We start from the raw sequence: 22,082 nt of genomic DNA, 5'->3' as shown, positions 1-22,082 counted from the left end.
GCGCGTTTTTCGTTTCCGCTCAGGCGGCGATCAGCTTGCGAAGCCCGGCGCTGCCTCGCGCACGGCGTGCTCGGCGCCCGCTGCGGGAATCGGCGCTTCCACATGCAGGCTGGTCGCTTCATCCACGCCCAGGTGCACGTTCATGCATTGCACCGCCGCACCGGCCGCGCCCTTGCCCAGGTTGTCCAGACGCGCGGTGACGACCATGCGCTCGTCCGAACCAAACACGAACAGGTCGGCGCGGTTGGTGTCGTTGGCGCCCTGCACGTCGAAGAAGCCGTTGTCGAGCGTCGCCACGTTGTCAGCCGGCGCCACGCGGATGAACTGCTCGCCCTGGTAGTAATCGGCCAGCACACGGGCGATGTCCGTCGGGCTCGCCTTGCGCGCCAGGTGCTGCGGGTGCAGGCCGATCGTCACCGCCAGGCCCTTGAGGAAGTTGCCGACCACCGGCGTGAAGATCGGCGCGAGGCTCAGGCGGCTCTGCACGCGCATCTCCGGCAGGTGCTTGTGCGCCAGGGCCAGCGCGTACGGACGCGGGCTGTCGAGCTTCGGGTTATTGGCGGCCAGGTAGTCGGCGATCATCGCCTTGCCGCCGCCGCTGTAGCCGGTGAGCGAGAACGCCGTGACCGGGTAGTCGGCCGGGACGATGCCTGCATCCACCAGTGGACGCATCAGCAGCACGAAGGCGCTGGCGTGGCAGCCCGGCACGGCGATGCGCTTGGTATTGCGCAGGCGCTCGCGCTGGCCCTGGGCCAGTTCGGGCAGCCCGTAGACCCAGTCGTCCGACGTGCGGAACGCGGTGCTGGCGTCGATGATGCAGGTGTTCGGGTTGTTGACCAGCGAGACGGCCTCGCGCGAGGCGACGTCCGGCAGGCACAGGAATGCGACATCGGCGGCATTCAGGAATTTGGCGCGCTCGGCGGAATCCTTGCGCTTGTCTTCGGCGATGCGCAGCAGCTCGATATCGTCGCGCTGCGACAGATAATCGAGCAGGCGAAGGCCGGTGGTGCCTTCCTGACCGTCGACGAAAACCTTGAATGCCATGGTGATCTCGCTAAAAAACTGGGGGCCAAAGACAACGCCGGCAAGCGGTGCCGGCGCGTGAGGTTTGCATTGTAGCGGCTGACGAAGACATTTCCGCGGCAGCGCTACGGAGTGATTGCTGTGTCGCTTACCAGTGCGGCTTCGTGTCGTAATCGATCGTCAGGGGCGCGTGGTCGCTGAACTTGATGTCCTTGAAGATCGACACCCGCTTGGCCGTGGCGGCAATACCTGGCGTGGCGATCTGGTAATCGATACGCCACCCAACGTTCTTTGCGTACGCCTGGCCGCGGTTGCTCCACCAGGTGTACTGCTCGGGGCGCTGGTCGAGCGTGCGGAACACATCCACATAGCCGACCTCGTCGAACAGCTTGGTCAGCCACGCGCGCTCTTCGGGCAGGCAACCGGAGTTCTTCTGGTTGCCCTTCCAGTTCTTGATGTCGATTTCCTTGTGGACGATGTTGACGTCGCCGCACAGCACGACCTCGCGGCCCTTTTCGTGGCGCAGGTCCTTGAGATGCTCCATGAACAGATCCATGAAGCGGAACTTGGCCTGCTGGCGCTCTTCGCCGCTGGAGCCCGACGGCACATAGACCGAGATGATCGACAGCTTGCCGTAGCGGGCCTCGACGTAACGGCCTTCGGCGTCGAACTCGCCGTTATCGAAGCCGATGATGACCTCGTCGGGCTTGTGGCGGGTGTAGATGCCCGCACCGCTGTAGCCCTTTTTCACCGCGTGCTGGAACACGCCGTGGTAGCCGTGCGGCGCCAGGAATTCGGGCGTCATGTCGTCTTGCGCGCATTTCAGTTCCTGCACGCAGACGAAATCGGCGTCCTGCTTGCCCATCCATTCAAAAAAGCCTTTGCTGGCAGCGGAGCGAACGCCGTTGAGGTTGGCGGAAATGATGCGTAACATGGCGGGACTTTTTTGCGGACCAGAGAAAAAAGATGAGCCAAAACAGCGAGTTGCGCCAATCCTTCATCCGCTTTGCGGTGGAAGCCGGCGTGCTGTCGTTCGGGGAATTCGTGACCAAGGCGGGGCGGACGTCGCCCTATTTCTTCAACGCCGGCAAATTTGCTGACGGCGCACTGCTGGGCCAAGTCGCGCAATTCTATGCGAAAACCCTGCTGGACTCCGGTGTCGAGTTCGACATGCTGTTCGGGCCGGCCTACAAGGGCATCACCCTGGCATCGGCCACCGCCGTGGCGCTGGCGGGCCTGGGCCGCAATGTCGGCTTTGCGTACAACCGCAAGGAAGCCAAGGACCACGGCGAAGGCGGCAGCCTGGTCGGCGCGAAGCTCCAGGGCCGCGTGGTGATCGTCGATGACGTGATCTCTGCCGGCACTTCGGTGCGCGAGTCGGTGGAGATGATTCGCGCTGCTGGCGCAACGCCGGCTGCCGTGCTGATTCTGATGGATCGGATGGAGCGCAGCGGCAATGCGGTGGATATCGGCGAGCGCTCTGCGGTGCAGGATGTGCAGGCTCAGTACGGGATGCCGGTGGTGTCGATTGCTAATCTGGATGATTTGCTGGGGTATCTGGATAACGCTGGTGACCCGGCGCTGGCTGGGTATCGTGAAAAGGCTGCGGCGTATCGGGATAAGTACGGCGTTAGTGCGATTTGAGTTTTTGATGTTGTGGAAAACCCCGGTGGATTTGGTTCGCCGGGGTTTTTGTTTTTTGGTTTGGCGTTTGTTTCATCCCCTGCCGGGGCTGACTCACTTTCTTTGTCTTGCCAAAGAAAGTAAGCAAAGAAAGGCGCGCCCGAGATGGCGACCCCCTCCTTGAATTTCTGTCGCAGGGAGGGAGGGGAGGCAAACTCGCTGCGCTCAGACAGGCCTCCCCTCTTTTTCCTCCCTGCAACAGAAATTCAAGGCGCCATCTAGGGCAGGGAAAGTCAAAAGACAAAAGCCACACCAACTGGGCACAAGCGCAAACGACAAGGCCAACCACACGATGGGTTGGCCTTTCTCTTTTGACGTTGAGCCCTTGATGGCGCCTTGAATTTTCGTAAGCGGGCGGAAAAAAGGTGGGGAACTGTCTGAGCGCAGCGAGTTTTCCCCACCTCCGCCCGGTTACGCAAATTCAAGGAGTCCTTCGCCATCTCGGGCGCGCCTTTCTTTTGCTTACTTTTCTTTGGCAAGACAAAGAAAAGTAAGTCGGTCCCGGCAGGGAACGAAAGGGAAGTGGACCACCAGCGCCAAAATCCGACAACGCCAACCCAGTCACTCAATCCTCAACGCCTCAAACGCCGGATTCCCCTCCGGATACTGCGGCTTCATCCCTTCCAGCACCCGCAACAAAATCTCCGCCACCATCACATTCCGGTGCGTCTTCGAATCCGCGGGCACGACATACCAAGGGGCGTCGGGCGTCGCGGTGGCGTTGATGGCGGCCTCGTAGGCTTCCATATAGCCCTCCCAGAACTCCCGCTCGGCAATATCGGCTGGGTCGAATTTCCAGTGTTTGTGCGGATCGTCGACACGCTCCTGCAGGCGCTGGCGCTGCTCGTCTTTCGAGATATGCAGGAAGCATTTGACGATGGTCGTGCCGGTGTCGCTCAGCATCTGCTCGAACGCGTTGATGTGCCCATAACGGCGTTTGCATTCGGCCGCGTCGATGTCGCCGTGCACGCGCGTGATCAGCACGTCTTCGTAGTGGCTGCGGTTGAAGATGACGATCTCGCCGCGCGCGGGCGTCTGGGCGTGCACGCGCCAGAGGTAGTCGTGTGCGAGTTCCTGCGGCGTCGGCGCCTTGAAGCCGACCACGCGCAGCCCGAGCGGGTCCATCGCGCGGAAGACGCCGCGCACGGTGCCGTCCTTGCCCGAGGTATCCATGCCCTGCAGGATTACCAGGACCTTGCGCCGGTGCTCGGCGTAGAGCACATCCTGCAGCGCGTCGAGCTTGGCCGAGACTTCGGCCAGGCGCGCGTTGTCGTCCGCCTTGTTGCCGGTGGAGAACGGCTTGCTGGAGGCATCTACCTTCGCGATCTTGAACTTGTTGCTGCCGTCGAAACGGTAGTCGTCAATCAGGTTCTTGCCGTTCGTGCCCACGGTATCTCCTTGTTGTTCTGACGTTGCGGCAGGCGGCCGCGCGGTGTCAATGCGCTGCGGCAGTCAACTTGAGCGCATCCAGGTCCAGCGTGCCTTCAAAAACGGTGGTGGCGGGGCCCGTCATCATGACCGGCTGGCCGACACCGGCCCAGGCGATGGTCAGGTCGCCGCCATGCGTGGCCACCTTGACGGGCGAATCGAGCAGGCCGCGGCGGATGCCGGCCACCACCGCTGCGCAGGCGCCGGTGCCGCAGGCAAGTGTCTCGCCCGCGCCGCGCTCGTACACGCGCAGGCGTACGGAATGGCGATCGACGATCTGCATGAAGCCCGCATTCACGCGACGCGGAAACACGGCATGCGATTCGATCAACGGACCGTCTTCGAGCACGGGAAAGGCTTCCGTATCGTCGACGATCTGCACGGCGTGCGGATTGCCCATCGACACCGTCGACAGCCATGCAGTGCGGCCGTTGATCTGCAGCGCGTGCTGCGTGTCGTCGCCCTCGACGCGAGTGGGCAGGCCCTCCGGCAGGAACGGCAGGCGCGCTGCCTCGAACACCGGAGCACCCATGTCGACCGTGACCTGGCCGTCGTCCTGCATCGTCAACGTGGCGATGCCGTTCATGACTTCCACGCGCACGGTGCGCTTGTCGGTCAGACCGCGGTCGGTGACGAACTTGACGAAGCAGCGTGCGCCGTTGCCGCAGTGCTCCACCTCGCCGCCGTCGTGGTTGAAGATGCGGTAGCGGAAATCGACGTCGGGCCGCGTTGAACGCTCGACCAGCAGGAGCTGGTCCGCCCCCACGCCGAAGTGGCGGTCGGCAATGGCAGCCCATTGCTCGGGCGTGAAGTCGATCGGGGTCTGGAGGCCGTCGAGCACGACAAAGTCGTTGCCCGCGCCGTGCATCTTGGTGAAGTGCAGTTTCATGGCGGGCCGCACGGAGGCGGCAATGAGCGTTCGGAAAACGCCCATTCTAAAGCGAGCCGGCCTCGGTTGCCCCGGGGCGGCTGCGGGCATCAATAAATGCCCGGCATGCCCTCGGGGCGGTGCTTGAAGCGCTTGTGCACCCAGTAATACTCCGTGATGCGCGGGCGGATCGCGTCTTCAAAGAAGGCGTTCATGCGGCGCGTGTCGGCGGTCAGGTCGCCGGTGGGGTAGTTCTCCCACGCGGGCAGGATGCGCAACGCATAGCCCTCGTAGTTGGGCAGGATCTCGGTGTACATCGGCACGACCTTGGCGCCGGTCATCGACGCCATGCGCGGGATGGCGTTGAGCGTGAGCGCCGGCACGCCGAAGAACGGCACGAACTCGGAGTCGCGCTCGCCGAAATCCATGTCCGAGATGAGCTGCAGCGCCTCGCCGCGCTTGATGGTGCGCATGATCTGGCGGATGTTTTCGTTGCGCGACACCATGGTCGCGCCAAAGCGGCTGCGCAGTGCCTTGATGGCGTCATCGAGCACCGGGTTCGCCATACGCGTGTACAGCGAACAGCCCGCGTTGCCGACGTGCTTGCGCAGATAGTCCGTCAGCGCCAGCGCGCCGATCTCCACGCCCGACAGATGCAGCGTGACGAGAATGTGCGGCTGGCCGTGCAGCGCCGGCAGGTTGGCCTGATCGTCGATCTTCACCACGCGCATCAGGCGCTTTTCCGATGCGAACCACGCAAACGAGCGCTCGGCAAAGCTGCGGAAGACCTTGCGGAAAACGTCGTGCGCCATGGCTTCGCGCTCGGCTTCCGATTTCTCGGGAAAGCACGCGCGCAAATTGGCCAAGACCACGCGGCGGCGGCCATTGGGGATTCGGTAAAGCAGTCCGCCAAGGCCTTCGCCAAAACGCGCGACAAAACCGTACGGCAGGAAGGACAGCAGCCACAAGAAGCCGAGTCCGAGTTTGGCAGAGAAACGTTCCATAAAGGCAGCAGTGTCAGGCAGCGGGTGGAGCTTCCGCGCCCTTGGGATGCTTGTAGCGGTTATAGCCCCAGAGATATTGCGTCGGCGCCACGGCAATCAACCGCTCAATGGCGGCGTTGATGCGGGTGGCGGCCTGCGTGGCGTCTTCGGGCAGATCACCGATCTCCTCCACGTGCAGCCGGTAGCCCGTACCGCGCGGCAGCCGCTCGGCAAACAATGCCACGACGGGCGCACCTGTGAGCCGATGCAGACGGTGCACCAGCGTCATCGTATAGGCCGGCTTGCCGAAGAACGGCGCCCATACGCCTTCACCGCCGGTGGGCGTCTGGTCGGGCAGGATGCCAATGGCCTCGCCGCGCTTGAGTGCGCGCACCAGCATGCGCACGCCCCGCGGGTCTGCGGGAGCCATGTGCATGTTCGGCCCCGTGCGCATGTGTTCGATCCAGGCGCGCAGGCTTTCCTTGCGCGGCGGCTTGAACAGCGATGTGACGGGATGCTCGCTCGCGTAGGCCTGCGGCAGGACCTCGAAGCAGCCCAGATGCGGCGTGAGGAAGATCAGGCCGCGCCCGTCTGCCAGCGCACGCTCGATGGTGGCTCGGCAGACATCGAACAGGTGCGGCGCAACCTGCGCCCCGTTCTTGCGCACCCAGAAGTACGGCATCTCGAACACCATGCGGCCGGCGGAGCGCCCAGCCTCTTTGAGCATGGCGGGCGTGACGTCGGGATAGGCGTGGCGGAAGTTGGCGATGAGCCGGTCGTGATAGCGGCCGGGCACCTGGGCGGCCAACGCTCCCAGCCAGCCGCCCAGCGCCTGCAGCACTGACAGGGGCAGGCGTGAAAACAGCCAGTAGAGGAAGGTCATGCGTGCGTACGCTGCAATGTGTTGGTCGCAGTCGACAGGAGAGCAGGGTCTTGGCAGGCCGTGCTGCGGCCCCGAAAAGTGCCGCGTATAATAGCGCGATTCGCCGAGTTAACTGACAACTTGCGGGGCGAATCCTTGCTTGGCCACAAACCTCGGCAAGGTTGCTAAATACCGCTAAAGCGTCGCCGGCCGTGGCTTAACGGATTGGCAACGTGATAGCCAATCTGGAGCTAACAGCCGTGTCAAACGACTTCCTCTTCACCTCGGAGTCGGTCTCCGAGGGCCATCCCGACAAGGTCGCCGACCAGATTTCCGACGCCATCCTGGACGCCATCCTCGCCCAGGACAAATATGCGCGCGTCGCAGCAGAAACGCTGTGCAACACCGGGCTGGTGGTGCTGGCGGGTGAAATCACCACGTCGGCCAACGTCGATTACATCCAGGTCGCGCGCGAGACCATCAAGCGCATCGGCTACGACAACACCGAATACGGCATCGACTACAAGGGCTGTGCCGTTCTCGTCGCTTACGACAAGCAATCGCCGGACATCGCGCAGGGCGTCGACCGCGCATCGGACGACTACCTGAACCAGGGCGCCGGCGACCAGGGCCTGATGTTCGGCTACGCGTGCGATGAAACGCCCGAGCTGATGCCCTTCCCGATCTACTACGCACACCGCCTGGTCGAGCGCCAGTCGCAACTGCGCCGCGACGGCCGCCTGCCTTGGCTGCGCCCGGACGCCAAGTCGCAGGTGACGGTGCGTTATGTGGATGGCAAGCCGCACAGCGTGGATACCGTGGTGCTGTCCACCCAGCACGCGCCGGAAATGTCGCAAGAGGCCATCCGCGAAGCCGTGATCGAAGAGATCATCAAGCCGGTGCTGCCGTCGCACATGCTGGCCGACACCAAGTACCTGGTGAACCCGACCGGCCGCTTCGTCATCGGCGGCCCGCAGGGCGACTGCGGCCTGACCGGCCGCAAGATCATCGTCGACACGTACGGCGGCGCAGCCCCGCATGGCGGCGGCGCGTTCTCGGGCAAGGACCCGTCGAAGGTCGACCGCTCGGCGGCGTATGCCGCGCGCTACGTGGCCAAGAACGTGGTGGCCGCCGGTCTGGCGCGCCAATGCCAAGTGCAGGTCAGCTACGCGATCGGCGTGGCACGCCCGATCAACATCACGGTGTACACGGAAGGCACGGGCGTGATCCCGGACGAGCAGATCGCCAAGCTCGTGCAGGAGCACTTCGACCTGCGCCCGAAGGGCATCGTGCAGATGCTGGACCTGCTGCGCCCGGTCTACGAAAAGACCGCCGCGTACGGCCACTTCGGCCGCGAAGAGCCGGAGTTCAGCTGGGAAGCCACCGACAAGGCCCTGCTGCTGCGCGAAGCAGCCGGCCTGGCGGGCGAGCCGGCCAAGGCGTTTGCCTGAGCCAGCACTGGCGCCAAAGAGAAACCGCCCTTCGGGGCGGTTTTTTTGTCTGCTTGCCAAGAAAAAAGCCGCCCCGAAGGGCGACTGCTTTTTCTAACTTACACATGCGGTGCGCGCTACTGCCTGGCAACGGCTGCACGGAACGCGGCATCGTCGAGCAACACGCCAACCAGCTTGCGGTAGAGCGCTTCATATTGCCCCGCCGCCTGTGGAATCGCCGACACCCCCATGAACGGAGAATCCCACGAAGCCTCGGTGCGCAATGCGCGGTCGTAGCGCACGGTGCCAGACCGCGTCACCACAAACCGTGCTGCCAGCGCTGCTTTGCCGGTCCCGACGGGAGCTTCAACGGAGCTGTCGAGCAGCGTGCCGGTGATCACCGCATCCGAACGTGCATCCAACAGGCCTGCCGACTGCAACTCGACGCGCAAGGTTTCCCGCAGGTATTGGGCAAAGGAGCCTTCCACCGGCGAACGCACTGTGTTGCTGCGAATGCTGACGCCCTTATCCACACTCGCCGATTGCGCAGCATCCAGCGTGAATTTGCCCACCTCGACCGGGCCGATGGCAGGGCTACCGGCGCGCAGTTTCGCGGCGTTCTCGATGGTCGGCTTGGGCGGCGTCATCGGCATTTCGGCGCAACCCGCCAGCAGCGAGGCGGCCGCGAGCAACGCCGCCCACAGTGCACGCACCATTCCGGAATCAGTTGAACGCGGCGTCATAGGACAGATCCTTCAGCGCGTTGCTCAACACCTCGCGCGTCACCTGCTGGACTGCGTCCAGCGCTGTCGCAGACTTCTTGGCGCCGGCGGGCGGATTGGCGTTACCCAGGGTGGTGTGGATCGCATGACGCGCAGTCTTCACGATGGGGGTCGCCTGCCCCGGCGGCAGGTAGCTCACCGTGCAGATGTAGCCATCGGTGACAGCGCTGCCGGCCAGACCAAAGGTCAGACCCGTCACGAAACCCTTGGACGCGGCATCGTCCGTGATCGGCACGTTGTTCAGCGTGACGTTGAGCATGCCCACGTTCGGCGTCGGCTCTGTCGATACCTTCGAGAAGAGGCCGGTTTCGATGACTTCCTTGGCGGCCGTGTCTTTCAGAAGCGTCGTCACGCGCGGGTTGGGCGCGCCTTTGGTTTGAAATTCGAACACCAGTTGCACCGGCTTCGGATCCGCAACCTTCTTCATTTCGGACGCCGGCACCGCTTTGGTCGCGGTATCGACATAGAAGCTCGCGCAACCTGTCAACATGGCCGCGCCGGTCAAAGCAGCGGCCATCACCATACGGCGGATGAAGCGCCCGCCCCCAAACTTGCTGTTGTTGTTTTGCATACCCTGATTCTTCTTTGTGTGAGGTCGACTTCGGATACGTCGACGCAGGCGGTCAGCGTACTGGCGCGCCCCCGCAGACGGCGCCCCGGAGGGGCTGGGGGATGCTATCAGAGGCGAAGTGAAGATCACGCCCTTTCGAAGAGGGGTATCGCGGCGGCTGGTGGGGCCGCTTCAGTCGGGCTCCGAACCCGGCGCATCGGCAAAATGAAAACCGCCCTTCGGGGCGGTTTTTTCTTGGACCTTCGCAGCAGCAATCAAGCCGCCGTCACGCGAAAAGCCCGCCAGCGCGGCGAGTTGCCGTAGCGAGCACGAATGCCCTGGCGCAGTTCAGCGGAGTTGCCGTACTGGAACAGGCCGTTCTCGATGTCGTAGAAGAGTTCGCGACCGGGGCGCGTGTCCACGGCTGTCGCGTGGCCGTAATTGGACAGCCAGTACACGCCCGGCGTACCCGTCACGATATCGAGCAGCGCATCGAAGTTCACCGCGTTGGCAACTTGCACGCCATGCAGGTCCACGTTGCTCAGCAAGGTCAGCACATCCTGTCCATTGCCATTCGGATCCCAGCGGAACTTAACCTGCAAGATGCCGGCGCGCAGCTTGCTCGGGTCGGAATCCTTGGGCGCGATCGACGCGTCCAGCGTGTTCTTGCACCAGAGCGCGCTGGCGGCGGCGCACCAGCCGAGGCGGCGTTCGGTGTCGGTGCCGCCGCCCTGCGTCTGCAGGCTCGAATAGTTGTTGTGCGATGTGTAAAGCGTCTGTTCTGCCATGATGTGGCCTCGTCATCCAAGCGTGAGCCACCGGCTGTGTGCCGGCGCACCGCAAGGAACCGCCCTCACGGCAAGACCCACTCTAGGGACGCCAGGGCAGCGCCGATATGCGCCGCATGTGCCCAACCTCGCCCCATGGCAAGCGGCACGGGCCAAAGATCACGGCAGGCGATTGCGCAATTTCGATCAGGCGCGTCAAACCCGCCGGCGATACCGTATCGCCACCCAGGAGCCACCGCATTGACCACCGCCACTGACCGCTACCTCGCCCGCTTCCGCGCCGTGCTGGCCCACATCGACGCGCATTTGGAAGACACGCTCGACGTGGACGGGCTGGCCGACGTGGCGGCGTTTTCCAGCTACCACTTCCACCGTCAGTTCTCGTTGCTGTTCGGCATGAACGTCGGGCGCTATGTGCAGTTGCTGCGGCTGAAGCGTGCCGCCCATCAACTCGCCTATCGTGACGACGTGCGCATCACCGACATCGCGCTGGCATGCGGGTACGAAGGGCCGGAGGCATTTGCGCGGGCGTTCCGCAGGCAGGCGGGCCAATCGCCGTCAGCCTTCCGGGCCGCGCCGCAGTGGGCGTCCTGGGCGACCGATCTACAGGCGCTGCGCGCCCTCAGGAGCCAACACATGCCCGCACAACCGCACACCGAATCCGTTGAGATCGTCGAGCGCGAGGCCGTCGCCGTCGCCGCCATCGAGCACCGCGGCGACCCAGCACGCCTGGGCGAGACCCTTCGCACGTTCATCGCCTGGCGCCGCGAGCATCGCCTGCACCCCAGCGTTTCGGCCACGTACAACGTCATCTACGACAACCCCGACGACGTGCCGCCCGAAGCGTTCCGCATGGACATCTGCGCGGCGACGCAGGCACCGGTCGCCCCCAATGCGGCGGGCATCACCGGCAAGACGCTGGCAGGCGGGCGCTACGCCGTGCTGCGCCACACGGGCTCCGACGACACGCTCGCCCAGAGTGTGGCGTACCTGTATGCCGATTGGCTTCCCGCCAGCGGCGAGGAGCTGCGCGACGCGCCGTTGCTGTTCCAGCGCGTGCGCTTCTACCCCGACGTGCCCGAGCACGAGGCTGTGACGGACGTACTCCTGCCGCTCAGATGACCGGTCAGACGCTCAGGCGTCCAGGTGGATCTGGATGCCGGTGGCCGTGTAGATGGCCGTGGCCTTGAAGCCGTCCACCACCACCGACGCGAACTGGCGGTTGCTGCCCGCGCCATCCACCACGGCGATGGTGTCGCCCACCTTGGGCGCGTAGCCGTTCACGAACTTCACGTGCAGCGTGCCGCCGGCAATCGTGGTGAGGCCGGCCACGCTCAGCTTGCCCTGACCGTTCGGGCCGATGGCGAGGTCGAGCGTCGTGCCCTGCAGTTGCGTGAACTTGCCCGCAATGGCCACCGCCGCCGGCGCGTTGACCGCCAGCGTGCCGGCGCCGACATACACGTCGCCCGTGCCGAATGCGTTGGCCGAATCGGCTTCCAGCACGCCGCCTGCAACCTGCGTGCCGCCGGTGTACGTGTTGGCACCTGCCAGACGCAGCCGGCCAGTGCCCTGCAGCGTGAGCTTGCCCGCGCCCGAGATGGCATTGCGCCACGTATCGGCCGCGTTGAAGCCGCCCTGCGTTGCATCCATCGACACGATCACGTTGCCGTTGAACGCGCCGTAGCCGTCGGCCGCCGCGAACAGGTTGAGGCGGCCCCAGCCTTCGGCGTCGTCGAGCACGGGGTAGCCGGACGCCAGCTCCGTCGTCTTCAGCACCACGCGGCGTTGATCGGCGCTCAGGTACGGGAAGCGCGTTTCCAGCAGCACCTCGGCGCCCTTGGGCACCACCGGCGCCAGCGTCGTCGCGCCGATCTGCGTGAAGCCAAACGTCATGCGGCGCGTGAAGTTGGCCTGGTTGGTGGCGTAGTCGGCAAAGCGGTCGGTGGCCGGCGTGCCGGACTGGGCCAGCGCCGGGAAGGTCGTGGCGTCCGTGCCGGTCTGCGCCATCAGCGCGGTGTGCGCCTGCGTGAAGGCGGCCGTCTTGAGCGCGGCATTGGACGGGTCGACGAGGTTGGCTGCGGCGGCGGCAATGCCGATCATGCGGCCCGACATCACGTCCAGCGGCGAATGCATGCCGGCCAGGATGCGGTTCTCGCCCAGCTCCAGACCACGCGACAGCATCTGCTGGAAGCGCTCGGGCACCAGGTATGCCATGGCCACGGCATCGCGCGTCGCCTCGGCCGAGTGGCCGCTGATGAAGCCGCCGTCGGTGGCGGGGGTCGGGCTTTCGGCCGGCACCAGCGTCGGCACGACCACCACGCTGCTGCTCCAGCGGTACGGTCGCGCGTATTTGTAGAAGCGCTTGGCCGGCTCGGTAGAAGCGTTGTTGCCGACCGTGTTGATCAGGTCGACCACCTTGCCGAAGGCGGTGTTGCCGCCCGAGGTGCCCACGCCCGTGTTGTTGCCGCTGTCGTTGTAGAGCACCGTGGTGGCATCGGCCGGCACGGTGGTAATCGACGTCGTCTGCTGCGCGAGCGTGCGCCACGCGGTGGTCAGCGGCCCCATGCCGTCGGTCACGCTGTAGCCCTTGCCGCGGCGGTCGTCAAAGTACGCCGCATCGGCCTGGGCCTGCGTGCGGTTGGTGGTGGCGTTCACCACGTATTGAACGTTTGCGTTTAAGACGGGCAGATTGAGCTGCGTGCCGCCGGCCGTGCCGTCATTGGGCAGGCCCGTCCACGTGGAGGCAACCACCGCCGGGAACGACCCGTTGGCCGGCGCGTTCACGCCCGCATCGACGATCTCCGTCAGCGGCTGCCAGAGGTCGAGAAAGCGCGTGAACAGGCGCACACCGGCGTTGGTGCCCAGCGTGGCGTAGCGCGCATCGCCGCGCTGGTTGGTGGCGATGTTGTCGACGAAGGCGGGCACGCCGGTGGCCACGGCAGCCGTGTCGACAAAGCCGGGGTCTGCCGGCGGCGCCGGAATGGCCTGCGTGGTAGCGACGGGCGTGCTGCTGGTGTTGTCATCGCCGCCGCCGCACGCGGTGAGCGCGAGGGCGCCGAACAGCGCAACGAGGCTGGAGCAAAGACGCGGACGGAAAAACACGGGGCGGGCAGTGAAGGACATGGTGCGGCGGGCGCGGAGCCCGAAGAGAGCGCTGGAAAACCTCGCAGTCTCGGCACGCGCTGTGAAACCACCGTGACGTTTCCTTGACAAATCTGCGTGATCGTCGCCCTACATTGGGGCACGCCACGTCACGGCAGCGCTGACGGCGCGTTATGTCACAGCGTGATAGAATCGCCGGCTCCGTTTTTTGACTTTGGTGAAGCCTGGTCCGGGCAATCGCCGTCCGTCGACCATGTCCGCTTCACCGCTGCATCCCGCCCTGCGCCGCTGGCTCCACAGCTTCATTCCCGCACCCGTAACCGTGCGCTGGAGCGAACGCGTCCGCTCCGCCGTCGGCGCCCTCGTCGGCATCCTCTTTACCGGCACGATGATGAAAATGGTGCCAGGCGCTTCCACGCTGATTCCGCTGCTCGTCGCGCCGATGGGCGCCTCCGCCGTGCTGCTGTTTGCGGTGCCGGCCAGTCCGCTCGCGCAGCCGTGGTCGATCATCGGCGGCAACCTGGTGGCGGCCACGGTGGGCGTGACATTCGCGCTGCTCGTCGATGATCCGGTGATTGCGTCGGCGCTGGCCATCTCGGCGGCCATTGCCGGCATGTTTGCGCTGCGCTGCGTGCACCCACCTTCGGGCGCGGTGGCGCTCACCGCCGTGATCGGCGGGCCGGCCGTGCATGCGCTGGGCTATCGCTTCGTGCTCGAGCCGATCCTGATCCAGTCTGCGCTGCTGCTGGTGGGCGCGCTGGTGTACCACGCCGCCACCGGCCACCGGTATCCGCACGCGCAGCGCCTGCCCGCTGCCGAGCGCCCGCCCACCGCGGCCGGCTTCACCCGCGCCGACATCGTCGCCGCGCTGCGCCGCCAGAGCGAACTGCTGGACATCGACCCCGAAGACATTGAAGCCGTGCTGCGCGAGATGCAGCTGCAAGCCTACACGCGCACGTTCCAGGCGCTGACCTGCGCCGACATCATGACCACGCCGGTCGTCACGGTGTCGGCCGGCACATCGATCCCGCGCGCGCTGCAACTGCTGCGTCAGCATGGCTTCAAGGCGTTGCCGGTCGTGGACGAAGGCAGGCGCGTGGTGGGCATCGTCACGCGTGTCGACCTGCTCGGCCTGGCGCCCGCAGACATGCGCCAGACGCTGCGCCGCTGGTTCAGCATCGGCGCGCTCACGCCGCCGCGCGTGGCCGACCACATGAAGACGCGCGTGCAGACCATCGCGGCAGACGCGCCCATGTCGGATCTGGTGCCGATGTTTGCCAGCGCCGGCCACCACCACATTCCGGTGCTGGATGCCGACGGCCGGCTGGCCGGCATCGTTACCGAATCCGACTTGGTGGGCGGGCTGTACCGTCAGGCGAACATCGCGCCGCAGGCGGCCTGACGCGTCAGCACATCAGGCGCCCGAGTGCCCGACTGCGCCTGCCCTGCCGTCACAGCGCATCCCAACGCCAGTCCTGCTGGAGCCGGTCCCGAACGTAGTCGACAAACACGCGTACGCGCGGCGCAAGGTGCTGGCTGTGCGGATAGATCGCGTGCAGCGGTGCCGCCGACACCGAATGCCCCGGCAGCACGCGCACCAGGCGCCCAGCCAGCAGATCGTCCCCCACGTCCCAGATGGATTTGACGGCAATGCCCGCGCCCTCGGCGGCCAGCGCATGCGCGGCTTCGCCGTCGTTGGTGACGATGGAGGCCGTCACGCGCACGGTGTGCTCTTCGCCGCCGCCGCTGAAGCGCCAGTCCGCGCGGCGCTGGTCTCCGATGACGATGCACCGATGGCGCACGAGGTCTGCCGGATGCGCCGGCGCGCCGTGCTCGGCCACGTATGCCGGCGAGGCACATAGCACCCGGAAGTTCGGCGCCAGCGGCCGCGCGATCAGCGTCGAATCAGTCAGCGCGCCGAAGCGGATGGCCATGTCGTAACCACTGTCGATCAGGTCGACCACGGCGTCGGTCAGCTCCAGCTGCACGCTCAGTTGCGGATGCTCGCGCTGAAACGCCGCCACGATGGGCGCAATGCGCCGTCGCCCGAGCTGCCCCGGCGCCGTCACGCGCAGCAGGCCACTCACGGCCTGGCGACGCTGCATCAGTAGCGACTCGGCCTGTTCGATTTCATCGAGGATGCGCACCACGCGGCTGTGGAATAGCACGCCCTCTTCGGTCAGCGTCTGACGGCGCGTGGTGCGCTGGATCAGGCGTACGCCCAAGGCGGCTTCGAGCTGCGCCAGGCGCTTGCTCACGACGGACAGCGGCAAATCCATCTCGCGCGCCGCGCCCGACAGGCTGCCGGCGGAAACGATACGGGCAAACGAAATGAGCGCGGGCAGGTTGTCGAGCATGGGGCAATTCTTCGCGTTTCGGAAAGGATGTTTCCTATTGGCAGCGGTATTTCAGCGATTTCGCGAAGGCTAGCATGCCCCGGTCTTTCACGTTCGCGCTTGTGCCATGACCCGACTGCCTGATACCCCGCCCTCCACCGACGCTCGCGTCGACACCGCTGCCCAGCCGCACGCCGGCCGCCGCACGTTTCTCAGCCGTGCAGGCGCCGGGGCAGGCGCCCTGGCCGCTGGCGCGCTGCTGGCCGGCAACGCCGCCGCACAAGCACCGCGGGCCAGCGGCCCTGCAGCTGCTGGCGCGCCAGGCGCAGGCCAGTTCTGGCCAGACGGCATCCGCCTCGTCATCTCCATCTCGATGCAGTTCGAAGCCGGCGGCCAGCCGCCCAAAGGCACCGACAGCCCATTCCCCAAGATCGACTTTCCGGCCAGCATGCCGTCCGACCCGGCCACCAACACGTGGTTTGCCTACGGTTACCGCGAGGGCATTCCGCGCATGCTCGACCTGTGGGACCGACACGGCGTGAAGGTGACCTCGCACATGATCGGCGAGGCGGCGCAGCGCCACCCGGAACTCGCGCGCGAGATCGTCGCACGCGGCCACGAGGCCGCCGGGCACGGACCGCGCTGGAGTTCGCAATACGCCATGACGCGCGCCCAGGAACGCGCCTTCCTGAGCGAAGCCATGACGATGGTCGAGGCGGTGACGGGCCAGCGCCCCGTTGGCTACAACTGCAACTGGCTGCGACGCGGCCCCAACACGCTGTCGCTGCTGCAGGAGCTGGGCTACCTGTATCACATCGACGACCTGAGCCGTGACGAACCCTTCATCGAGCAGGTCAACGGCCGCGACTTCGTGGTCGTGCCCTACACGCTGCGCAACAACGACATCCTGCTGATCGAAGGCCGCAACTACTCGCCATCGGCCTTCCTCGAGCAGATCAAGCTCGACTTCGACCAGCTCTACGAAGAAGCCGGCTCGCGCCGCCGCATGATGTCGATCAGCGCGCACGACCGCATCAGCGGCACGCCGCAGATGGTGCGCGCGTGGGACGCCTTCCTCCGCTACGCCAAGCAGCACCCCGGCGTGGCCTTCCTGCGCAAGGACGAGATCGCCCGCTACACAGCCGCAAGCCCGCTGAGCGTGCGCGAGCCCGAAACCATCTGACGCCGGCCCGGCGGCGGCGCTGCATGCCCGCCGCCAAGCTTTCGGCAACCCGCACACCTGCACGCACCGCCATGCCGCATATCGTGATCGAAGCGACCGAGCCGCTGGCACTTCGCCTGGACTTTCCCGCGCTGTTGCGCACGATCCACCAGCAGTTGGCCGACAGCGGCAGCGCGCGGCTGACCGACCTCAAGAGCCGCGTCCACATCGCCGGGACGTTTCTTGCCGGTGACGACGCGCAAGCGCAGTTCGTCGTCGCCCGCCTGGTGCTGACCAACCCGCGCCCCGCACAGATGCAGCGCGACATGGCCGCGACCATCCACGACGTTCTGCGCGATGCCATTGCCGCCCGCGCAGACGCCGGCGCCTGGTGGCAATGCTGCGTGCTGGTGGAAACGCTCGACCGGACGCTGTACCAGAAGACCGACTCGCGGGCACCCGGCTAGCCCGTCAGTCAACACCGCACCCCGCAACACACACAACAACACCCAAGGAGACCTCATGAACCCGCACCCGCACGCCGGTGCGCTGGCGCAGCCTGCACCTGCCGCCGCCACGCCATCCGCACTGCCCCGCACCGCACCTGACGATCCGGCACTCGATGCCATCTACCGCCGCATTGCCTGGCGGCTGATGCCGATCTTGTTGCTGGCCCAGGTGTTGGCCTACCTCGACCGCGTCAACATCGGCACCGCCAAACTGCAGATGGCGGCCGACCTGAGCCTGAGCGCCACCGCCTACGGGCTCGGCGCGGGCATCTTCTTCGTCGGCTATTTCTTCTTCGAGGTACCGAGCAACCTGCTGCTGCATCGGCTGGGCGCGCGCGCCTGGATCGCACGGATCATGGTGTCGTGGGGGCTGCTGTCGGCGGCCATGGGCTGGGTGCAGAGCACGACCGGGTTTTACGTGCTGCGCTTCCTGCTGGGCGTGGCGGAAGCGGGCTTCTTTCCCGGCATCGTGCTGTATCTCACGTACTGGTTTCCCGCACACCGGCGCGGCCGCATGACGACCCTCTTCATGAGCGCCACGGCCGTGGCGGGCATCGTGGGCGGCCCGTTGTCAGGATGGATCCTGGCGGCATTCGACGGGCAGCTCGGGCACGCCGGCTGGCGGTGGATGTTCGTGCTCGAAGGGCTGCCGTCTGCCCTGGTGGGCGTGCTGGTGTTCTTCCTCTTGCCGAGCCGGCCGCGCGAGGTGCGCTGGCTCAATGCCGATGCACTGGCGCGTCTGGAGGCGGATCTCGCGCAGGCCGCACCGGCGCAGGCGCCCCTGCATCGCGCGTCGGACATCCTCAACGGCACGGTCCTGCTGTTTGCGCTGATCTATTTCCTGCTGCTGGCGGGCCTGTATGGCGTGAGCTTCTGGCTGCCGAGCGTGATTCGCGCCGCGGGCATCGCCAGCACCGTCACGGTCGGGTGGTTGAGTGCCGTGCCGTATGCCGTGGCCATGGTCGCCATGAACGTGGTGGCGCGGCAGGCTGACAGGCGGCGCAACTGGGGCACGCTCGTCGGCGCGTGTGCGCTGGTGGCCGGTGCAGGCTTTTGTGTGAGCGCGTTGACCGTCGATCAGCTCGCGCCGGCCATGGCCGCATTGACGGTCGCCTCGGCAGGCATCCTGTCGGCGCTGCCGCTGTTCTGGAACCTGCCCACCGCCCGCCTGGATGGCGTGGCAGCCGCTGCCGGCATCGGCTTCATCAACGCCATTGGCAACCTGTCGGGCTTCGTCAGCCCATCCGCCATCGGCTGGCTGACGGACCTGACACACACGGCAACCGCAGGCGTCGGGCTGCTGGGCGCATGCGCCATGCTGGCCGGTGTGTTGACGCTGGCGTACGGGCGTCGCGGTCGCCCGTCCTGACATCAGCTATAGACAGGTGCGGCCGGCGCGGATACGACAGCCCTCCCCGCCGGCCACTGCATCAAACCACATCCATCGCCAACTCGCGAAACGCGCTCAGCTGTTCCGCCGCCACCGAGTACGCCACCAGGCGCGGATAGTCCGCCGCCGGCACGCGGTCCGGCACCATCAGCTGGATGAAGGCCCACGCCACGGCCACCGTCACGCCGGCCTGCGTCAGCTCGTTCTGGTCAACGGGCAACGGCGCGTCCTTCCACTCCGCCTCCAGCGCTTCCACCGCCGCCAGCAACTGGGTGTGCACGCGCTCGACCCACGGCCCGTGCACTTTCTCGCTCGGGCGCAGGTTGTGTTCGTAGACGATCTGCACGGCCTTCTCGCACGCGGCCAGCGCCAGGCCGATCACGCGCAGGGTGTGCTGGCGCTCGGCAATGGCGGCGGGCATCAGGCTGCGGCCTGCCAGCGTTTCTGCGTAATCGATGATGAGCGTGGAGTCGATCAGCACGGTGCCGTCGTCGCACACCAGCGTGGGCGCCTTGACCACGGGGTTGATAGCGCTGAACTGATCGAAATGCCGGAAGACCGAGACCGACGCATGCTCGAACGGCAGCCCGAGCAGCTTGAGCGAAATGGCCGTGCGGCGCACGTACGGGGAATCAAGCATGCCGATCAACTTCATGGAATCTCCTGGCTGGTGTGGGTGTGATGGGTAAAAAACCTGGGGTGTGCAATGCCTTGGCCCCACGCGGGCGCGGATGCACATGATAGACAGCCAGCGCAAAGCGTGCCCGCGCCCCGGGCACGTTTTCTGCGTGTGCAGCATCCGCTTTAGGGCACCCGATTTGCCACCCAATTTGAGCCGCCTGATGCCGACACCGGCCGGCCTCCCGATTTTCTAGAATGCACGACACGGGCCAATGCTGCCGCCCGCCGGACAGGAGACCTTATGCCGTTTCTCGCGCACGACCATGACTGCCTCGGCTGGAGCGGTGAGATGGCGCAGCGCGTGCTGGCATTCGATTGGGCGTCCACGGAGTTGGGCCCGATCGAGGACTGGACACCCAGCCTGCGTGCCGCCGTGCAGATGGTGCTGGCCTGCCCGGTGCCGCTCGTCATGCTGTGGGGCCGCCACGGCTACATGGTCTACAACGACGCCTACGCCGAGTTTGCCGGCGGGCGTCATCCGTATCTGCTCGGTTGCCCCGTTGAACTCGGCTGGCCCGAAGTGGCGGACTTCAACCGCCACGTCATGGATGTCTGCCTGGGTGGCGGCACGCTGTCGTACCGCGACAAGGAACTCGTCCTGTTGCGCAACGGCCGCCCCGAAGACGTGTGGATGGATCTCTACTACAGCCCGCTGCCCGATGACAACGGCCGCCCGGCGGGCGTGCTGGCCATCGTGGTGGAAACCACGGAGCGCGTGCAGACCGAACGCGAACGTCAGGCCGCCGAACAGGCGCTGCGCCAGTTGACCGAAACGCTGGAGCAACGCGTGGCCGATGCGCTGTCAGCCCGCGCCGAAGTGGAAGCGCAATTGCGCCAGGCCCAGAAGATGGAAGCCATCGGCAACCTGACGGGCGGCGTCGCGCACGACTTCAACAACGTGCTGCAGGTGATTGCCGGCAACCTGCAGATGCTGGCGGTGGAAGCGCCGGGCAACACGCGCGTGCAGCACCGGGTGGCCGCGGCCACGCGCGCCGTGCAGCGCGGCGCCACGCTGGCTGCGCAATTGCTCGCCTTCGCGCGGCGCCAGCCGCTCTCGCCTGCGGTCGTCAACCCGACACGGCTCGTCCAGGGCATGAGCGAGATGCTGCACCGTGCGCTGGGCGAAGCCATCAAGGTGGAAACGCATCTGGCCGATGACCTGTGGCACGTGCAGGCCGACCGCAACCAGCTCGAGAACGCGCTGCTGAACCTCGCCATCAACGCACGCGATGCCATGCGCGGCGGCGGCGTGCTGACCATCGCCGCCAACAACGTCACGCTCGACAGCACGCAGGCGCAGGCGCAAGGGCGCGGCCAGCTTGCGCCCGGCGACTACCTCGTCTTCTCCGTCACCGACACCGGCGTCGGCATGCCGCCCGAAGTGGTCGAACACGTCTTCGAACCGTTCTTCACTACCAAGCCCGATGGCCATGGCACGGGTCTGGGCTTGAGCATGGTGTTCGGCTTCGTCAAGCAGAGTGGCGGGCATATCGCCATCGACAGCGCGGTCGGGCGCGGCACCACGGTGCAGCTCTACTTCCCCCGCAGCACGGAGGCCGCCCCGGACGATGCCCTCGACCTGCGCGACACCGTCGTCACGCCCATGGGCGGGCGCGAGACCATCCTGGTGGTGGAAGACGACACCGACGTGCGCCTGACAGCCGTCGACATGCTGACGCAGCTCGGCTACCGCGTGCTGACCGCCGCCAATGGCGAAGCCGCGCTGGAACTCATGAACAGCGGCACGCCCATCGATCTGTTGTTTACCGACGTGATCATGCCGGGCCCCATCAAGGGCGGCGAACTGTCGATCCGCGCCGCGCAACGCGTGCCGCCGCTGCCGGTGCTGCTCGTCTCCGGCTATACGCGTGACGAAATCCTGCACGACGGCAGGCTGCCGCCGGGCGTGACGCTGCTCGACAAACCCTACCGGCGCGATGACCTCGCGCGCATGGTGCGCAACGTGCTCAACAGCAGCCGCACAGGGCAGACGCAGGTGCGGCCCACAGTAACGACATCCACCGACGATGCTGCAACTGCAGTTGCATCTGCCGACACGTCACCACCGCCCACGGTGCTGCTGGTGGAAGATGACGCCGGCTCCCGCGAAGCCATGCAGGAGGTGCTTACAACGTTCGGCCTGGAATGCGTGTCCGCCGCCACAGCCGAAGACGCGCTTGCCCTGACCCACACGCGCCCGGTTCACGTCCTGCTGACCGACCTCACCCTGCCGGGCCAATCCGGCGCCGACCTCGCCCGCGCGCTGCTGCGGCAGCACCCGAACATGGACGTACTGCTGATGACCGGATACGGCATCGAGGCCGACATTGGCGAGCCCATCCCGGGCGCGCGCGTGCTCGCCAAGCCGGTCGACCTGACGCTGCTGCATGGGGCGCTGGCGCCATGGCTCGGCACAACCGTCAATGCGGCAACGCAACATGTGACGAACGCCGCATAATCGCTGCACCCTGTCACAACTGGCCGCCCCCGCTCGTCTAGGGAGCA

The 22,082-nt window shown here is 66.1% G+C and carries 20 protein-coding genes; 8 read left to right on the top strand and 12 right to left on the bottom strand.

Annotated elements, in window-relative coordinates; all coding sequences use genetic code 11:
• Window positions 1-30 precede the first annotated feature (30 nt).
• On the bottom strand, window positions 31-1,044 hold the full coding sequence (gene argC, locus ABIC76_RS10340; protein WP_102064242.1) for an N-acetyl-gamma-glutamyl-phosphate reductase: 1,014 nt from the start codon (window positions 1,042-1,044) through the stop codon (window positions 31-33).
• Between the two features lie 127 nt (window positions 1,045-1,171).
• Complete coding sequence (locus tag ABIC76_RS10335) at window positions 1,172-1,957, bottom strand: exodeoxyribonuclease III (RefSeq protein ID WP_102064241.1); 786 nt, start codon at window positions 1,955-1,957, stop codon at window positions 1,172-1,174.
• Window positions 1,958-1,989: 32 nt separating this feature from the next.
• Between ABIC76_RS10335 and pyrE the strand changes: the two genes are divergently transcribed.
• Window positions 1,990-2,667, top strand: coding sequence for an orotate phosphoribosyltransferase (pyrE, locus tag ABIC76_RS10330; RefSeq protein WP_027678582.1), 678 nt, complete (start codon window positions 1,990-1,992; stop codon window positions 2,665-2,667).
• A gap of 600 nt (window positions 2,668-3,267) precedes the next feature.
• Here pyrE and ABIC76_RS10325 read toward each other — a convergent pair.
• The 4 genes from ABIC76_RS10325 to ABIC76_RS10310 all read right to left on the bottom strand — a co-directional run bounded on the left by ABIC76_RS10325 (window position 3,268) and on the right by ABIC76_RS10310 (window position 6,868).
• Window positions 3,268-4,095: a polyphosphate kinase 2 family protein gene (locus ABIC76_RS10325; protein WP_316883427.1), complete on the bottom strand. Its 828-nt coding sequence runs from the start codon at window positions 4,093-4,095 to the stop codon at window positions 3,268-3,270.
• 46 nt (window positions 4,096-4,141) lie between these two features.
• Entirely contained in the window at window positions 4,142-5,023 is an 882-nt protein-coding gene (dapF, locus tag ABIC76_RS10320) for a diaminopimelate epimerase (RefSeq protein WP_354533888.1), read from the bottom strand.
• A gap of 89 nt (window positions 5,024-5,112) precedes the next feature.
• Entirely contained in the window at window positions 5,113-6,006 is an 894-nt protein-coding gene (locus tag ABIC76_RS10315; protein WP_316883425.1) for a lipid A biosynthesis lauroyl acyltransferase, read from the bottom strand.
• A 13-nt stretch (window positions 6,007-6,019) separates the two neighbouring features.
• Window positions 6,020-6,868: a lysophospholipid acyltransferase family protein gene (locus ABIC76_RS10310; RefSeq protein ID WP_316888876.1), complete on the bottom strand. Its 849-nt coding sequence runs from the start codon at window positions 6,866-6,868 to the stop codon at window positions 6,020-6,022.
• 239 nt (window positions 6,869-7,107) lie between these two features.
• On the opposite strand from ABIC76_RS10310, the gene metK reads away from it, so the two are divergent.
• Window positions 7,108-8,298, top strand: a complete 1,191-nt coding sequence (metK, locus tag ABIC76_RS10305) for a methionine adenosyltransferase (RefSeq protein ID WP_354533887.1) — start codon at window positions 7,108-7,110, stop codon at window positions 8,296-8,298.
• Between the two features lie 116 nt (window positions 8,299-8,414).
• Here the strand turns inward: metK and ABIC76_RS10300 are convergent, their stop codons facing one another.
• The 3 genes from ABIC76_RS10300 to ABIC76_RS10290 all read right to left on the bottom strand — a co-directional run bounded on the left by ABIC76_RS10300 (window position 8,415) and on the right by ABIC76_RS10290 (window position 10,397).
• Entirely contained in the window at window positions 8,415-8,993 is a 579-nt protein-coding gene (locus ABIC76_RS10300; RefSeq protein WP_354533886.1) for a hypothetical protein, read from the bottom strand.
• Between the two features lie 7 nt (window positions 8,994-9,000).
• Window positions 9,001-9,630: a hypothetical protein gene (locus ABIC76_RS10295; RefSeq protein WP_354533885.1), complete on the bottom strand. Its 630-nt coding sequence runs from the start codon at window positions 9,628-9,630 to the stop codon at window positions 9,001-9,003.
• A gap of 254 nt (window positions 9,631-9,884) precedes the next feature.
• Window positions 9,885-10,397 (bottom strand): hypothetical protein, encoded by a 513-nt coding sequence (locus tag ABIC76_RS10290; RefSeq protein ID WP_027678590.1) that lies wholly within the window; start codon window positions 10,395-10,397, stop codon window positions 9,885-9,887.
• 240 nt (window positions 10,398-10,637) lie between these two features.
• Here ABIC76_RS10290 and ABIC76_RS10285 point away from each other — a divergent pair, with 240 nt between their 5' ends.
• Window positions 10,638-11,519, top strand: a complete 882-nt coding sequence (locus tag ABIC76_RS10285) for an AraC family transcriptional regulator (RefSeq protein ID WP_354533884.1) — start codon at window positions 10,638-10,640, stop codon at window positions 11,517-11,519.
• A gap of 12 nt (window positions 11,520-11,531) precedes the next feature.
• On the opposite strand, the gene ABIC76_RS10280 is transcribed toward ABIC76_RS10285, so the two are convergent.
• Window positions 11,532-13,520 (bottom strand): acid phosphatase, encoded by a 1,989-nt coding sequence (locus ABIC76_RS10280; protein WP_354533883.1) that lies wholly within the window; start codon window positions 13,518-13,520, stop codon window positions 11,532-11,534.
• A gap of 232 nt (window positions 13,521-13,752) precedes the next feature.
• Here ABIC76_RS10280 and ABIC76_RS10275 point away from each other — a divergent pair, with 232 nt between their 5' ends.
• Entirely contained in the window at window positions 13,753-14,901 is a 1,149-nt protein-coding gene (locus ABIC76_RS10275) for an HPP family protein (RefSeq protein ID WP_354533882.1), read from the top strand.
• 49 nt (window positions 14,902-14,950) lie between these two features.
• Here the strand turns inward: ABIC76_RS10275 and ABIC76_RS10270 are convergent, their stop codons facing one another.
• Window positions 14,951-15,856, bottom strand: coding sequence for a LysR family transcriptional regulator (locus ABIC76_RS10270; protein WP_354533881.1), 906 nt, complete (start codon window positions 15,854-15,856; stop codon window positions 14,951-14,953).
• A 106-nt stretch (window positions 15,857-15,962) separates the two neighbouring features.
• On the opposite strand from ABIC76_RS10270, the gene ABIC76_RS10265 reads away from it, so the two are divergent.
• The 3 genes from ABIC76_RS10265 to ABIC76_RS10255 are packed head-to-tail and all read left to right on the top strand — an operon-like array spanning window position 15,963 to window position 18,875.
• Window positions 15,963-17,018, top strand: a complete 1,056-nt coding sequence (locus ABIC76_RS10265) for a polysaccharide deacetylase family protein (protein WP_354533880.1) — start codon at window positions 15,963-15,965, stop codon at window positions 17,016-17,018.
• Between the two features lie 23 nt (window positions 17,019-17,041).
• Window positions 17,042-17,464: a 5-carboxymethyl-2-hydroxymuconate Delta-isomerase gene (locus tag ABIC76_RS10260; RefSeq protein ID WP_354533879.1), complete on the top strand. Its 423-nt coding sequence runs from the start codon at window positions 17,042-17,044 to the stop codon at window positions 17,462-17,464.
• Between the two features lie 55 nt (window positions 17,465-17,519).
• Window positions 17,520-18,875, top strand: coding sequence for an MFS transporter (locus ABIC76_RS10255; protein ID WP_354533878.1), 1,356 nt, complete (start codon window positions 17,520-17,522; stop codon window positions 18,873-18,875).
• Between the two features lie 61 nt (window positions 18,876-18,936).
• On the opposite strand, the gene ABIC76_RS10250 is transcribed toward ABIC76_RS10255, so the two are convergent.
• A complete protein-coding gene (locus tag ABIC76_RS10250) occupies window positions 18,937-19,551 on the bottom strand; it encodes a glutathione S-transferase (RefSeq protein ID WP_354533877.1) in 615 nt (204 codons plus the stop codon).
• 267 nt (window positions 19,552-19,818) lie between these two features.
• Between ABIC76_RS10250 and ABIC76_RS10245 the strand changes: the two genes are divergently transcribed.
• Window positions 19,819-22,035, top strand: coding sequence for a response regulator (locus ABIC76_RS10245; protein ID WP_354533876.1), 2,217 nt, complete (start codon window positions 19,819-19,821; stop codon window positions 22,033-22,035).
• Window positions 22,036-22,082 lie beyond the last annotated feature (47 nt).

It is taken from the genome of Ralstonia sp. 1138, from assembly GCF_040544795.1.
Taxonomy (GTDB): Bacteria; Pseudomonadota; Gammaproteobacteria; order Burkholderiales; family Burkholderiaceae; genus Ralstonia; species Ralstonia flatus.
The sequence above is the reverse complement of the archived record's forward strand: the minus strand, read 5'-3'. Positions and strand labels throughout refer to the sequence as shown.